The following is a 13,868-nucleotide window of genomic DNA, read 5'->3' on the forward strand; positions in this document are numbered from 1 at the left end:
GTTTACCGCCATACGGAAAGTTTGTCAATCCTTTCCTCTCCTGTTTCCCAGCCTCTTTAATCGAAACCTATTTCACTTTTTCATATCAGATACTTCTCCGCAAGTCTTTTGACCATCCTCAGATCCAATACTGACTTCTCGGTTTCAAATGTTAGTATCAGCTGCTCTCCCGGATAGATCCCGTTTTGCTCGTACGCCTGTATTTTACGGACCGCCCGCTGGGTATATACCGGGTCATCCATCCTGCCGTCATGCTCCCAATACACTTCCTGCCTTGTCTTTCTGGAAAGGAATGTAAAATCCGGATGTACGATGCCGAAGCCTTTCAAGTGCAATGGCCGCTCATATTTATACAGTATGCCGCTTCGCCAGAAGTAATCAGCCAGCAGTTTTTCCGATTTGGAACGCACCCGCTCCCCTCGTTCCGTTAAGATCACCGGCACATCTTCCCGAAATTCTTTCTGCAGGTACTCTTCATTTATCCACGCTTCCAGTCGCTGTTCCCACGTCGGTTCCACCGGACAGATCAGTTTTTGCCTCTCCTTGTGTTCATTTAGGAACAGTCTTTCTATTTCATCATTCTCATAATCTTTTACTATTCTTTTGATCTGGGCCAGCCTTCTCCCGGCCAGCTTTGCCACTTTCTGATCATAAGATTTCTGCGCCAGCCTGCGGACCAGCTGCCCCTCTGCTTTCGGAAGATACTCGCCATTTTTCTGTTTTCCCGGCATGCAGCGGTAATACTGTACGGATTTCCCGCTTCGGGATAAACGCAGCGATCCATCCGGGGCATCTTTCATCCGCTCTTCTGTCTTTTTGAGGATTTGTTCCAGTCTGCTCTGCTCCTTCAGTAACATTTACACTACTCTCAAACGGATACTCTGTGTTGTTTGCAAAGTCTTTAGTTTCATTACCCTATAGATTTACACTACTCTCAAACCGCAGAATGTCCTCGGGCTGTACCATTCTGTTTCAAAGCCATAATCGTCCGGTTGCCATGTAATGATTGTCACTTCAACTCCCTGCTCCTGCTTTTCCTTCAGCATAGCTATGAGATCATAAACCTTTTGGGAACTGATAACACTACTGGATATTATAATTCTCTGTTCAGCCTCAAGCAGATCCTTCTTAAATACTTCCCGGTAATTTTCGCCGTCAAAAATTGCATTGGTTTTCTGTTTTTCGCTATGCAGCCCGCTGCAGATCTCATATCCGATCTGTCGGTATGCTTTCAATCTTTTCGCATACATTTTTTCAAACATCGGAATATGGCTGTCAACGTAGTCAAAAACAATCACGTCCTTTTTCCCAGCATAGTCCCGATTCAGCCGTCCGGCATACTGCTCTACAACACTTCGGAACGAAACCGGTGTTGCCATGATCAGTGTATCCAGGCGGGGAAAGTCAAACCCTTCACCGATCAGGCTGCCTGTAGCAACAAGGGCCAATGTCTCTTCAGGCACAGTCTCACGCAATTGCTCCCGTATCTTTCTGTGCTCTTTCTTCGAATTATTTCCTGTCATCAGGAATACTTTATCTGCACAATCTTTTATTCGTTCGTATAATCTTTCTGAATGATCTTTATATTTAGAAAGTATCACCGGAGTTCTTCCTGCTGCTATGCATTCTTTTACATCCGAAAGAATTTGTTCATCTCTGACTTCATTCTGCCTGAGAATTTCATACGCTTCATTCGGATGCATCTTTTCTGTTATAACACCTCTTGGCAGCACTGTTCTTGTAAACCGCGGATACACCAGATGCGGGATTCCCTGTGCTTTTACCTTTTCTTTTGAAGAATAGCTATATCGAATCGATCCTAGCAGCATATAATTAACTTTTTCCAGACCATCTGCCCGCTTAGGTGTTGCAGTAACGCCATATACATACTTAGCCGGTACTTTTTGTAATACTTCCGCAATCGTATCTGAAGCTGCGTGGTGGCATTCATCCACAATGATCATCCCGTACTGATCCAGTAACGAATGCCATTCTCCCTTTTTGTACAAAGAGCCGACCATCGCAATGTCTACAATACCTGTCATAGAATCGTGTGCGCCCTGCAGTTTTCTATCAGACTTTTACGTACTTTAATCCGTCCGGTTTTCGTTTTATACTCTGGTAACTGCTCATCTATATCAAGAAATTGCTCCAATGCATCTTTCCACTGATCCAGCAAAGCGGACGACTCAAGAATAATCAGTGTGTTAACTTTTTTCTCTGCGATCATCGCGCTGCATACAACCGTTTTTCCAAAAGCGGTCGCCGCCTGAAGAATTCCATTATCATATTTCATCATCTCTTCCAGCGCCGGCTTTTGTTCCTCCCGCAGTTCCCCTTTGAAGACAACATGGATATGTCTGCCACACTGACGTTCATCCTTGATCTCACATGGAATACCTGCTTCATTTATTTTTTCCTTTAATTTATCATACACCCCTCTTGGAATTTCAATATATCCGCTCAAGTGATCCTTTCCAAGATATATCCACTGAGATGTGGCAAAATTCGACATGCCGATTGCCGCATTTTTATAAAAAGCCGGATTTCTTATGGCCGCAAGGCGTCTGATCTGATTTTGGATTCCCGCTTTCAGATTCAGACTGTCTATATATAAACCATTAGATAAAACAAGCCTCAAATTTCCATCCACATCTTCCCGATGAAAAGGCTTTTCCTTTTTCCATGGCTCCTCTCGTTCTCCATCAGTTCCATTATCATCTGCTGCTTCCGTAATATCCGACGCTGTCCATTCTTTTATTTTTATCTCTATAAACTCAGCGGAGAGCCGCGGCTTGCTCCAAAGCACATCCCACTGGTTCGGATAAGCATTCCAATTGTTGTCTACAAAAGCGCTGTTTCCTTTTTGCAGCGCCTGTCCCTGTAATGGCAGTGCGATTAAGTTCCCCAATCCACCTTCTGATAGAGTATCCTGAGCCGGAAGCATTCTATCATAGTATTTAAATGATTTCAGATTCACATGCTCCGCCCCCTTTTCCAGCAGCGCAAAGCCAAACCTTCTTGCCAGCACTGCCGGAATCGGTTTATCAAAGAATATCCACAGATGCGCTCCTCTGCCGGATCTGGAACGCTCCACCAGGGGATCTATCCCGTTTAAACTGCAGATCATGCGCATAGCTTCTACTTCTGCCATCCATGCCTCGTCTGTATTAGCAAAATCCTTCTTTTCCGCATTCTTTTCATGATTATCAAAATCAAATACAAGAAAACGGCAGGTTCCATCTTTTAATAATGGATAAACACCGATCACATCTGAACCGTTATATGATTTTCCATATAAGTGAGCCAGTATATCATTCACAGTCAACTGCTTATACGATTGATGGGGACAGTCTTTACAATTCATTTTCTCATGACGCATTTTAGGACAGACGTTCTCCCACCGATTGTGACACTGTGTGTAATATCCTGCTTCTCCGGTAGCTTTTTTTCTCGCTCCTTCTTGCATAAACATCCTGGCGTCCCCAGAATCTGGCATAGAACAAATTCGCCATTTCAACCGTTATCTGTCTTGGATGAATGATCCGTGCACCCTGGTCTGAATCGTATCCTTCTGCTTTTCCCGTTTCTCCAATCCGGGCAATTTCGTGTGTATACGAAATACCTGAACGATCCAGAATGTTTTTCAGGATTTGATTCTCAAGCTGTAGATTATTGATCTGTTTCTGTAACAGACTGATATTTTCAATCGGCTCTCTCATTTTACCCCCTGTTTTCTCTCTGCCTCAAAAGTGCAGGCCCGCTGTAATCTGCTTGAAAAAATCTGCGTTCCACATATTCAAAGAAGCTGTGTCTCTGATAAACGGCTCTACATCCTGTTTCGCCTGACGGAAATCAATAGTATCAAATCTTTCATACAACATATTTCTCAGCTCCGGGAGCGTACATTCCATATCCTCAGAAATAAAGCCGGACTGCAGAAGCCGTGCCCGCAAATGTTTTTGATTCACAGCACTCCCCCTGGAGAGATAAAATACATAATCATACAGATCCCGTCCTTTTATCCTGCTTTTCCACGCTCTGCAGAGCACTGCATGGATCTTTCCGGCAAACAACGACGGCATATCATACAGGTTCACTTCATATGGGGTCGGAAGAAGCCGGTATTTATGCTCAAAACCGGCATACTCCGGCGGATTGATGTCGACCTCGAATTTTATTTTAATAAGCTCGCTTCTGGCAACACTTCCCGCCAGATCCTCATCCGCATAAAACAACAAAAGATGTTCTTTGGTATTTCCTTTTAAAAAAGCAGAACGGATATTGCTTTCCTTCGTCTTTTCCTTCTCCTGTATCGTAACATGCAGGCCAAAAGCACGCACCTCTTTCTCCAGGACCGGAAAATAAACAGTCAGATCAAAATCCGGATCTGCTGTTACCAAAGAAAAATCCAGATCTTCAGAGAAACGATCCAGCCCATAAAAAATCCGGAGTGCCGTTCCGCCATAAAAAGCCGCTTTCTGAAAGAACCCCGCCCGCGAAAGTCCGCACAGGACAATCTCCTGCATAATTTCTTTCATCGCATTTTTCTGGTCATATATATTTTCTATCTGATAGTTCTTCAACATCTGTTCAATTGCCGTATTCATCTCTTCATCCTCCGCAATAACGACGCCATTTTCTTTACGTTTCCAGAATGATAATGCTCTGCTAAAACTGACACTTTATCCACATCTAATTTACACAGTTCCGTTTCTTCAATCCGCAGGTCTTCTGTCAGAAGCGCAAAAAGTTCTCTGCCGTTTGCTGCCGGATGCATTGTGTACAGTTTATCACACAGGGCCTTTTCGGGTTCTGCAATACGGTAAAAATACTCCTTTTCCTGCACGACCCTGAGTTCCAGTGGAAACGCCTCAGATGGAACATCTCGATAAATAAAGGTGCCAAACATTGTTTCATATCTTTTTTTCTTCTTTTTTTCAAAAGTGGCACAAGTAATTGTATATACGGTCTCAGGTATCAATCCATAATACGCAAGCGCATACTCGAAAGAAATATAGGACGGTCCATAGATACACCCTGCCAATAAATATCCCGGAACTGTCCGGTCAGTCTCATATAACCCCCGTACAATCGGAAAACATTCTCCCTGCTTCGCCATACGCGAAAGTTTGGCCGCCGGATTAGAATATTCTTTTAATTCTTCCAGCATCATTTCAGTCGTTTTTATCATATTTTCACCTCTTAATGCAATAATATGAGATTATATGGTGAAAATCAAGTATTTTATTGTTTTTAGTTTTGCACTGCTCACAAATGAATATGAATACAAAAACCTCCCAGGACATCTGTCCTGGGAGGCCATAAGAAACGAGGACAAATATTTACGCACAGTCTTTTTGTCGCGATATCCAAGATATTCCATGATTTCTTGGATATTCTTTGCTTCAGCACAAAATCTTAGTATACGTTCTTCTATACCTAGTTCTTTAAGCAGAGGATTTTCGCTTCTATCTGGGGGAATTATGGTTTCAACTAGGGGAATTTCTGTTCCAACTGAGGGAATTTCTGTTCTATCTGGTACATTTCCATTACCAACTGATACATCCACCTTTGTCTCTAACCGTTCAAAAAGAATCGTCACCACAATACTGTTCTCTCTAAGTTCAATACAGTCTTCACCATAAAGTTCCGTTTTTTTAGGTACACCACGTCCAGAACGTTCACTTATTTGAAGCTGAAGAAAAATATCCGACAGTTTCTGGTTGACCGGAACTGATTCTCCGGAAAAAAAGCCTTCAACTGTCTGCTTCGACGGCAGGTCCCCCCGTGACAATATTTCAATTCTGTCCCGGAATTCCGTAAACATCGGTGCATTTCCATCTATCCATAAATTATGCACAAATGCATTTATTATACTACATTCACGCTGGTCCCATGTCAAAATTTAAGACCAAGAGGGACCTTTCTAATCGGATTAAATGTGTTTTCCCACGCTTACTTTATACTTGATAGTTATTCGCAGCATTTCTGATATCTTCTCGTATCTTTTTTACCAGACTCTCCGGCTTAACCACCGTTACATGAAGCGCATACTGAAGCGCCCACTTCTGCATGGCGTCCTGGTTGACAGTTACCCGCACCGTCACTTCATCTTCCGTCTCATTCAGGAACTGCATTTCTTTACCAAACCAGTCAAAGAGATCGGTCAGGAGATATTTCTTTGCGCGAAATGTCACTGGTACGCTCTCACCGGTAAACATATAGACATGTTCCGCCATGTGTTTCGGAAGGTTCAGCCCGTTTTCCAGACCCTTAACTTTTTTCATCGGTTTGGCTGGCGTATCCAGAAGACAGATATCAGTAATACGATCCACCCGGTAATTGGATACACCATCGTATTTATCATTGTTGCAGATCAGATAATACCGCCCATTTACCGCTGCGATCTGATATGGATTAATAATATAGGTCCTGACATGGCCGGAATCGTCTTTCCTTGCATGAAGCTGCCCGTCCGTATAGTATTCATTATACTGGAATGAAACCTGCTTCCCCTTGCTGATCGCCCGATCCAGTATTTCTATCGTATAGAAAAGCTGCTTATTGGGGAGTTCATTATCCGGCATGGTCTGGATATGTTTTACTCTGGATTTGAAATACCGGTTGGACAGATTCTCCAGTTTCTCGATCAGCGTTTTGCACTGACTGTATGGAATGTGTCTGGAAAAGAGCAGGCTGTCGATCAGCAGACGGAGTTCAGCATCTGTGAAATCCCGTTCCAGATACCAGTCTGAATAAACCGTCTCTTCCTCACCTCTTCTGTTTACCCTGACAGACTCGCTGTATTCCACATGATACCCGTAATCAATCAGATTCAGAAGATTTCTCTTCACGGCTTTCCGCTCCACCTTCATATCATACTCACGGTCCAGGATCTCCACGATCTCTTTCTGGCTGAGGCGGTGATCTTCATCGGTATATCTCTTCAGAATATCCAGGATATTCATGATCAATAGTTTCTTAGGCTGCTTTCCGTACATATTATTTCCTCTTTATGACAATATCAGTTCCTTTACCCAGTCAATCAACTCTTCCGTTGTATCTTTTAATACAATCTCCTGCCATATCCCCGCATAATATAGCGCATCTTCGGATTTAGAAGAATTCTTGCGATTTCCCGCAACATTTTCTGGCATGTAAAATACTCTTTTTATCCAATTGCCTTTTGAACGTCCTTCTTTTGTCAACACTCTTTTCTTGTCATAATTTAAAACACCATACCCCTTTACTCCCTGATCTTCACCATTTATGATCAGCTTGTCCGCAGGAATATAAAGGACATTATTCTTGTCACTAAAGCGACTGTGAGGATGCCATGGATATTCTCTTTTTATTCTGCCTGGATCTGTAATAATCTCTCCCACCTGCAGATAGCCATATATAATATGTAAATCTGATTTCACATAAAAATCCACATTCTTCCCACGTCGCCCCCGGCAATATGACAGTTTCCCATCCTTTTCTTCTGTCTGATGAAATGTTCCAAAAAAAAGGAAAATATCACCAACATCAACATTCTGTCCCTGCAGATAGCCTTGTGCCGCTCCCGTCTGCCCGAACGCAGGTTTCCAACCAGGTATCTTTTCGCTTCTGACATCTTCCCGGATGTCCGGATCCAGATGACAAAACCCAGAAGGATACAGATGATATGCTTTTTCACTCAATTCTTTCCACATTTGGGCATAAGTCCGTCCCTGATAGAAGATTTCCTCAAATTTGAGACCGCTGCTTTCATCCGTCGGGATTGGCATAGATACCATATCCCCGTCAGGAAGAATCGGGCTGGCACATTTCCCGTTCGCATTATCAAATCCTTTTCTGGAAATTATAATCTTCATCTGATATCCTCCATTCTAATCATGCTGTTGATCGGCGGTGCGATAACACCCTTTCTCTCAATCTTATCAAAACCGCAAAGGAATTTTCTTAATGCCTCGTTATCGCCTGACTTATCAATAAAATTAATTTTTTTATGCCCGACATATTTATATGCTTCCCCAACATCTGGTGCTTCGCCTGCTTTTTTCCCATAATAGATAAAGTTTCCCGCATCAGATACCAGTACATATTCCCCAGCTAGATCATGTACTTTATTTTCTTCCACGCATCCATTTTCATGATGAAATGCCGTTTTTACTGCCAGTTCTCCTGCAACAGCATTCTGACCTTCTACACTTTTATAGATATTATCACCGCACCAGTTAATACTGGTATTATCATTCGCGTCAACTACATTAAATTCATGCGGTATCTTCTCCTTATACTTATCATCATGATAATATTGATCATACGTCAATATATCAGTGACGCGCATGACGAAAACCATCGGATTTTTATCTTCTCCCGCTTTCCCAAGTTTTTCTTTTAATTGTTTGCCTGCAAGTCCTATAATATAGATATTCTGATTCTTAATGAACGCCTCCTTTGATTGGCATTTAATATATTTTTTTAACAATCTCTCATTCCCGCACAAAAACAAGTCTTTAATCCGGCTGTCAAAAGTTTCCGTTTCTTCTTCCGTTGCTTCTAAACCTAAGTCTTTTAAGTCTTTTAATATTTCTTCTTTTTTCTTTTTAGTCAAACGCTCATTTGGTGCAAGTGTTTTCTTTATTTTTCCAAATATTTCGCCAAATATCTCATTGGCAACACCTTTTCTTATCTTCGGTTTACAGCATGCCAATGTACATGCCCCGTAAAATGGATTTGGTGCAAAGCCACTGTCACTTGTCATCACATACTCATAAACAATCATCCTCTGTTTCTCCTTTTTATTTGGTGTGTTTTTTCGCAAATATTTACCTGCTCCCATCATATCACACACGGCAAAAGCTTTAAATGTTCCAGCTGGTAAAATCTCTCCAGTATCTGCCATTTGGAACTCCCCTTCCACGCCATCGCTATAACGTCTTTCATCTCTTTTTCTGTCTGCGGTTTATGCTTCCTGATCAGCAGTTCTTCTTCTATTGACAGCCGGCAGATATTGATTGACACCCAGTATCGTTTCGCTTGTCTTGATTTCCGGACAAATTCCGGGATAAATTCGTCTTTGAAACAGATCGTCCCGTCCGGCAACCTGTCCATTTCCCAGAAACTGTACTTCCGAAGATCCTCTTCTATCGGGAGGATCGTCAGTCCACAAGGCTTCCGTTCCTTTTCATCGCCGATCCACAGATACTGAAAACCTGTCCCTGCGAAAAAGCCGTCCAGATCTGCTTCATTTTTCACAAGATCATACCAGTTCTCTTCTGTCATAAAATGATAGATCCCGATTTCCGTCTGTCTGCAAAGATAAGGTTTCTCCAGCCCTTCCTGTTCAAAGACATCATAAGAGGCAAGATGGAGAAGATATAAGAGAAACGGACACTGCCTTACCCCGATCCGGAACATCCGCCCTTTTTCTTTGAAAATCTTCCCAAGATAAGCTCCAAACCATAACCGCTGTACATATTCGGGATATGTAACGATCTTTTCATGGAGAAGGTCCTTCTCTTCTTCATAACGGAGCCTCATCAGAAAACTTTCTACCTGATCTCTCTGCTTCCGATGCAGATACAGGTCAAACAACTCATCGAAATACTCAAATAACAATTTCTCAGAATTATCAAACTTAAATTTCATAATCGTTCTCCTTACATATCATTTCATCTGGTTATTTACTGCTCATAGAATAATACAGTTTATGCACCCTTTTTGGTGCATTAGGGCTTCTATACTCTAATCACAGATAAACGAAAGCGAGGATGTAATTATGAAACTTCCGAAACTGACTTCAAAAGACATGCGCTATGAAAATAAATATGGCTATGACCGCCTTTGCAGCGAACTGACTCTGACCGATACAGATTGGATGAATTATAAACTGACTGCCAGATTCAACACAAAATATGGCCGGTTCTTCCTGTCATTCGAATATTTTGGCGCAGATTTCTCCACTCTGAAGGCAACTTTGCAAAACGAGAGCCGCATAGACACTTATACTTATGAATATTCAACCGACCTGTTTGAAAAATACATCGTCCGCTATTTAACGGATCAGATCAATGCCTGGAAGACCAGCAGCGTCTTTTATGCAGAAAAACTCGTGCTGGATTTCTACAATGAGGTGCTTACTCTTCTTTCCATTTAATCCATTTCCGAAAAACAGCCGGATCCTCTTTTAACATCGCCGAACCCTTTAGAAGAAACGGATCATCACACGTATCCACTACTTTGACCCGGTCAAGCGGAGCATAGGGAAACGGTATATAATCCGTAAACCATCCGCACAGATTCGTGATGTCCGGACCTTGTCTGTCTTCTGAAATATAAAGGCACGGGTGTTCCCGCTTATAAAATCCATACTCCTTTTTCGTCCATTCAAAATGCTCTCTATCTGATATCGTCTCTGCACAATATACTGCATAAAATGGTTTCCCGAATGGATTCGCATCCACATACAGGATATCTCCCGGATGATAGGGCAGGATGACATTCACCGGCTCTTTTAGCTGCCCCGCATGTCCTAGGATAAACTTCTGTTCCTCCGTAAAGTATTCCACATATTTTGAATCCTGAAATGACCTGTATTCAAACTCATACGGATATGCTTCAACTCCCAGCAATTCCAGTCTCAGAGAAAACGTCACTGCATACTGCCTGTAAAAGCATTCCCTACAACGAATATATTTTGTTACTTCCCAGTAAAACTTATTTTCCGCCGGTTCATCAAAATCCTGGTCGCTCAGGAGTTCTTCCGACTCTTCCTTCATAAATCGCCAGAGATACGGGTGCAGCCTGGTAAACGGCTGCGGTCCCAGCGATGAACAGTCGGCATACAGACAGTCCTCATCATCCCGGTACCGGAGCTTTACACCTAAGAATGAACCCGGCTGAATATCTCCTGTATATTTTTCTTTTTCTGAAAACAAATCCATATCACAGAGGGCTGCCTGTTTCATCTGTTCAAGAAGAGTCAGGTATTCTTCCAATGTGATATTGTGCAATTTCTTAAAAACACTCATCTTTCTCTTCCTGTCAATCTCCTCTTTCATTTATTACTGCATTGTATTCTCCAAAAGTAAACAAGTAAAGACTAAACATCACACAGTAGCAGATCGGAGGTACTGTGATGCAGTTTTATAAACTTCTTACGTGTTAATCAATATATACCTCTTTAAACTTGTAATATATATTCAATAGTCTTTCATCCAGGCAGTCCAAACAATGAGTTAAAATTTCTTCCGGGATTTTTTTATAGTATGCAAAAGCAATCCCCCCTGCCATAGCAGCCACTGTATCACAGTCTCCTAAAGGAACTTTTCCATATTCTAAGGCCCACTCTGCCAAAGCGAACGTCAATACTGAATCATCTGTGAAATGATCCATCTCCTTCCTTTTCTTCGTAAGTAGCATTTTTCTTTTACACAACTACTATACCAAGACTTGTGGAACAAAAAAGGGACATTGGATTTCACAGCCGTAAAGCATGCTATTTTATAAAAGTAGCCTTTTCATTTCAACTGACAATTCGTTTACTTCATCATCTGATTTAAAAAATTTGACATTCTCTCCTCACTTTGCTAATATAAACATAGAAATAGGCACTACCGATAAGCGGTTAGTCCAAATTCATGTTAGTTACGAAAAGTAACCGCACACTTTGGCTGAGGGGCGGTTACTTTTTCATGTGATCTATGTATGCTATTAAGATCGTAACGACAATACCAAGTATCATCAAAACGATGGAGAGCATTTCGAAGTCACTCATAAGTTCGCCCTCCTTTCCAAGATTTCTCTTTGCAGAGATTTCTATGTAATCAGAGGGTTCAGTCCCTCTGTCGAAGGACTAACCGCCTACCGTTCTCTGGCAGTGCCTGGCTTTATTTTATCAGAACACACGTTCTGTTTCAAGTGTTATTTCCAACTCTTTTCCACCTTTTAAACAATACAATAGAATATTTTCGTCAACCCTTTTCTTTAAATCCGGCCTCTCTACAGATAAAGTGAAGCAAAGAATAAATTTTGATTAAAATGTCCTTTGAAATTCAGAGAATAATTTTGTATAATTATTACACAACGTGTAGCTTTCATGCGTAATCCCAGTTGCAAAGAAAGCTACACGTTATTTTTGTTATTAGGAGGAGAAGTGGAGTATGCCAAAAAATAAATTTCAGGGATTTATTTTCGGAATTATTATGTCATATGCAATGGCTTATGGAATGGAAGTTTATAATATCGCCATAAAAGAGGGAGTAAACTTAACTGTCGGCGGTTTAAGTAATATGACAAATGCTGTTTTTTAGACGCACTAAAAGAAGCAGTTTATATGGGATTATTTGTTATTCTGTTTTCAAATTTATGGGGGAACCGAATTGGAAGTGCAATCGCTTCAAAACATTGCAATCCAGAACAAGATAATCCTTACATCTGTCAGTTGCTTCGTCAAGCTGGAACGATTGCAGTTATGTGCCCAACTATGAGTCTGGTAGCGTCTGTTCTTTTCAATATTATTTTTGCCAACGCCCCGCTTTCTCAGTTGCCAGCAATTTGGATAGGAACAACCTTAAAAAATTTCCCAATGGCCTTTTTCTGGAATATGTTTGCCGCAGCACCATTTACACATTGGTTATTTGGAAAAGTATTTCAAAATAAACAGGAAATAAAATAACAAAGCCCACCTTTGCCGGAATGCAGATAACTACAAGAAGAAGGTATGAAAATATGAAAAATTTGATATATCGATTAGGCATTTATATAATAGGAGTAATATCTGTATCATTAGGGATTGTATTGTGCGTGAAATGCGAACTTGGAGTATCGCCGATCAGCAGTGTTCCATATGTGTTGGGGTATCTGACCCCATTAACATTTGGAACGCTGACGATGCTGTTTCACTTTTGCAATAGTATGATTCAATACATTCTTGAAAAAAAGTTAATCAACGCTAAGGTATTACTGCAAATACCAGTGGCATTTTTATTTGGCATTATCATTGATTTTTTCAAAAATATTATTAGTTTTAATGCTGAAGATATGATATTTAAAATATTTCTAATGATTATGAGCATTGTATGTACTGCACTTGGAATGCATCTTATGCTCTCAATGAAGTTAGTACAAAATCCGCCGGATGGAACTGTGAATATACTTGCGCGCCTGCTAAATATAAATATTGGAACAATTAAAATCTACTATGATATTTTTATGGTAATCATATCTGTTATATTAGGAATTGCTTTCCTGCATGATTTAAAAGGGTTTGGAATTGCAACGATCCTTTCTGCGATATTTGTGGGTAAAACACTCACAGTGATGAAAAAACATATTCCATTAGAAATATAAGAAAATCCCTGTCCAGCAGGTATCTGACAGCCTTTGAAATGTATCTTTAGTGGAAAGAAAAAAGACCTCCCAGAACAACTGTCCTGGGAGGCCATGCAGCGCCTTGCGGCATCTGAATCGTATATTGTTGTATCCGGATTAACGTTTGGGTAACCGAAAATACTGGAAAATCAAAGGGTTATACGGGAAGTTGTTGCAAATACGTTACAAACCCATGGCTCTTCACAGCGATTGAGGACATCTCTCTTTTTCCCGGGTGCTGATAAGTGCCCGGGCTTTTCATTGTACAGAAAATCCAATCTTCTTAACTTTTCCAATAAAAGCATCTTTAAACTGAGCTATCCGGTTTTCATCTACAACAATAATTAGATTCTTTCTCGCTCGTGAGCATCCCACATAAAACAATTTGTAAGCAGTTAGTATCCCCTCGATTGTAAATAACGGTCGCTCGTGACACACTGCACGGTTTAACTGTACCACCCTGCCGCTAATTCTGTACCATCTTACTGGTTGGCTGTACCAGC

The 13,868-nt window shown here is 41.2% G+C and carries 18 protein-coding genes; 4 read left to right on the forward strand and 14 right to left on the reverse strand.

Going from position 1 to position 13,868, the window contains the following annotated elements; all coding sequences use genetic code 11:
- Positions 1 to 80: 80 nt before the first annotated feature.
- From NI21_RS0105145 to NI21_RS0105190, 11 genes are all read right to left on the reverse strand, one after another.
- Positions 81 to 857: a hypothetical protein gene (locus NI21_RS0105145; protein ID WP_033125184.1), complete on the reverse strand. Its 777-nt coding sequence runs from the start codon at positions 855 to 857 to the stop codon at positions 81 to 83.
- 66 nt (positions 858 to 923) lie between these two features.
- Positions 924 to 2,045 carry a DEAD/DEAH box helicase gene (locus NI21_RS17010; protein ID WP_052083957.1) on the reverse strand — a complete coding sequence of 374 codons (1,122 nt, stop codon included), beginning with the start codon at positions 2,043 to 2,045 and terminating at the stop codon, positions 924 to 926.
- Positions 2,042 to 3,322, reverse strand: coding sequence for a DEAD/DEAH box helicase family protein (locus NI21_RS17165; RefSeq protein WP_255349845.1), 1,281 nt, complete (start codon positions 3,320 to 3,322; stop codon positions 2,042 to 2,044). The genes NI21_RS17010 and NI21_RS17165 overlap by 4 nt, the downstream gene beginning before the upstream one ends.
- Before the next feature lie 61 nt (positions 3,323 to 3,383).
- Positions 3,384 to 3,722, reverse strand: a complete 339-nt coding sequence (locus NI21_RS17020; RefSeq protein WP_052083959.1) for a hypothetical protein — start codon at positions 3,720 to 3,722, stop codon at positions 3,384 to 3,386.
- A gap of 24 nt (positions 3,723 to 3,746) precedes the next feature.
- Positions 3,747 to 4,610 (reverse strand): nucleotidyl transferase AbiEii/AbiGii toxin family protein, encoded by an 864-nt coding sequence (locus NI21_RS0105160; RefSeq protein WP_033125185.1) that lies wholly within the window; start codon positions 4,608 to 4,610, stop codon positions 3,747 to 3,749.
- On the reverse strand, positions 4,607 to 5,194 hold the full coding sequence (locus NI21_RS0105165) for a hypothetical protein (protein ID WP_033125186.1): 588 nt from the start codon (positions 5,192 to 5,194) through the stop codon (positions 4,607 to 4,609). Before NI21_RS0105165 ends, NI21_RS0105160 begins: the two co-directional genes overlap by 4 nt.
- A gap of 30 nt (positions 5,195 to 5,224) precedes the next feature.
- Complete coding sequence (locus NI21_RS0105170) at positions 5,225 to 5,830, reverse strand: ATP-binding protein (RefSeq protein ID WP_052083960.1); 606 nt, start codon at positions 5,828 to 5,830, stop codon at positions 5,225 to 5,227.
- A gap of 133 nt (positions 5,831 to 5,963) precedes the next feature.
- Entirely contained in the window at positions 5,964 to 7,004 is a 1,041-nt protein-coding gene (locus tag NI21_RS0105175) for a YafY family protein (protein WP_033125187.1), read from the reverse strand.
- A gap of 12 nt (positions 7,005 to 7,016) precedes the next feature.
- Positions 7,017 to 7,862 (reverse strand): hypothetical protein, encoded by an 846-nt coding sequence (locus NI21_RS0105180; protein ID WP_033125188.1) that lies wholly within the window; start codon positions 7,860 to 7,862, stop codon positions 7,017 to 7,019.
- Positions 7,859 to 8,896: a hypothetical protein gene (locus tag NI21_RS0105185; protein WP_147581167.1), complete on the reverse strand. Its 1,038-nt coding sequence runs from the start codon at positions 8,894 to 8,896 to the stop codon at positions 7,859 to 7,861. The genes NI21_RS0105180 and NI21_RS0105185 overlap by 4 nt, the downstream gene beginning before the upstream one ends.
- Complete coding sequence (locus tag NI21_RS0105190) at positions 8,833 to 9,642, reverse strand: hypothetical protein (protein WP_033125190.1); 810 nt, start codon at positions 9,640 to 9,642, stop codon at positions 8,833 to 8,835. The genes NI21_RS0105185 and NI21_RS0105190 overlap by 64 nt, the downstream gene beginning before the upstream one ends.
- 130 nt (positions 9,643 to 9,772) lie before the next feature.
- Between NI21_RS0105190 and NI21_RS0105195 the strand changes: the two genes are divergently transcribed.
- Positions 9,773 to 10,150, forward strand: coding sequence for a hypothetical protein (locus NI21_RS0105195; RefSeq protein ID WP_033125191.1), 378 nt, complete (start codon positions 9,773 to 9,775; stop codon positions 10,148 to 10,150).
- Here NI21_RS0105195 and NI21_RS0105200 read toward each other — a convergent pair.
- Positions 10,131 to 11,054, reverse strand: coding sequence for a hypothetical protein (locus NI21_RS0105200; RefSeq protein ID WP_033125192.1), 924 nt, complete (start codon positions 11,052 to 11,054; stop codon positions 10,131 to 10,133). The two genes, NI21_RS0105195 and NI21_RS0105200, sit on opposite strands and share 20 nt — an antisense overlap.
- 103 nt (positions 11,055 to 11,157) lie before the next feature.
- Positions 11,158 to 11,388, reverse strand: coding sequence for a hypothetical protein (locus tag NI21_RS0105205; RefSeq protein WP_138373740.1), 231 nt, complete (start codon positions 11,386 to 11,388; stop codon positions 11,158 to 11,160).
- A gap of 767 nt (positions 11,389 to 12,155) precedes the next feature.
- On the opposite strand from NI21_RS0105205, the gene NI21_RS16720 reads away from it, so the two are divergent.
- From NI21_RS16720 to NI21_RS0105215, 3 genes are read left to right on the forward strand one after another with little or no spacing between them, the layout of a single operon-like run.
- On the forward strand, positions 12,156 to 12,305 hold the full coding sequence (locus NI21_RS16720; protein ID WP_156111849.1) for a hypothetical protein: 150 nt from the start codon (positions 12,156 to 12,158) through the stop codon (positions 12,303 to 12,305).
- Positions 12,306 to 12,328: 23 nt separating this feature from the next.
- Entirely contained in the window at positions 12,329 to 12,670 is a 342-nt protein-coding gene (locus NI21_RS0105210; protein ID WP_052083961.1) for a hypothetical protein, read from the forward strand.
- Between the two features lie 53 nt (positions 12,671 to 12,723).
- Entirely contained in the window at positions 12,724 to 13,344 is a 621-nt protein-coding gene (locus NI21_RS0105215; protein WP_033125194.1) for a YitT family protein, read from the forward strand.
- Between the two features lie 279 nt (positions 13,345 to 13,623).
- Here the strand turns inward: NI21_RS0105215 and NI21_RS16945 are convergent.
- The coding region (locus NI21_RS16945; RefSeq protein WP_206538666.1) for a hypothetical protein at positions 13,624 to 13,868 on the reverse strand (245 nt) is incomplete at its 5' end.

Origin of the sequence: Eubacterium sp. ER2 (assembly GCF_000765215.1) — a bacterium.
GTDB classification, from domain to species: domain Bacteria; phylum Bacillota; class Clostridia; order Lachnospirales; family Lachnospiraceae; genus Claveliimonas; species Claveliimonas intestinigallinarum.

Coding starts and splice junctions, on each gene's coding strand:
- NI21_RS0105145 (WP_033125184.1), bottom strand. CDS start 857: ATGTTACTGAAGGAGCAGAGCAGACTGGAACAAATCCTCAAAAAGACA.
- NI21_RS17010 (WP_052083957.1), bottom strand. CDS start 2,045: ATGACAGGTATTGTAGACATTGCGATGGTCGGCTCTTTGTACAAAAAG.
- NI21_RS17020 (WP_052083959.1), bottom strand. CDS start 3,722: ATGAGAGAGCCGATTGAAAATATCAGTCTGTTACAGAAACAGATCAAT.
- NI21_RS0105160 (WP_033125185.1), bottom strand. CDS start 4,610: ATGAATACGGCAATTGAACAGATGTTGAAGAACTATCAGATAGAAAAT.
- NI21_RS0105165 (WP_033125186.1), bottom strand. CDS start 5,194: ATGATAAAAACGACTGAAATGATGCTGGAAGAATTAAAAGAATATTCT.
- NI21_RS0105170 (WP_052083960.1), bottom strand. CDS start 5,830: ATGTTTACGGAATTCCGGGACAGAATTGAAATATTGTCACGGGGGGAC.
- NI21_RS0105175 (WP_033125187.1), bottom strand. CDS start 7,004: ATGTACGGAAAGCAGCCTAAGAAACTATTGATCATGAATATCCTGGAT.
- NI21_RS0105180 (WP_033125188.1), bottom strand. CDS start 7,862: ATGAAGATTATAATTTCCAGAAAAGGATTTGATAATGCGAACGGGAAA.
- NI21_RS0105185 (WP_147581167.1), bottom strand. CDS start 8,896: ATGGCAGATACTGGAGAGATTTTACCAGCTGGAACATTTAAAGCTTTT.
- NI21_RS0105190 (WP_033125190.1), bottom strand. CDS start 9,642: ATGAAATTTAAGTTTGATAATTCTGAGAAATTGTTATTTGAGTATTTC.
- NI21_RS0105195 (WP_033125191.1), top strand. CDS start 9,773: ATGAAACTTCCGAAACTGACTTCAAAAGACATGCGCTATGAAAATAAA.
- NI21_RS0105200 (WP_033125192.1), bottom strand. CDS start 11,054: ATGAAAGAGGAGATTGACAGGAAGAGAAAGATGAGTGTTTTTAAGAAA.
- NI21_RS0105205 (WP_138373740.1), bottom strand. CDS start 11,388: ATGGATCATTTCACAGATGATTCAGTATTGACGTTCGCTTTGGCAGAG.
- NI21_RS16720 (WP_156111849.1), top strand. CDS start 12,156: ATGCCAAAAAATAAATTTCAGGGATTTATTTTCGGAATTATTATGTCA.
- NI21_RS0105210 (WP_052083961.1), top strand. CDS start 12,329: ATGGGATTATTTGTTATTCTGTTTTCAAATTTATGGGGGAACCGAATT.
- NI21_RS0105215 (WP_033125194.1), top strand. CDS start 12,724: ATGAAAAATTTGATATATCGATTAGGCATTTATATAATAGGAGTAATA.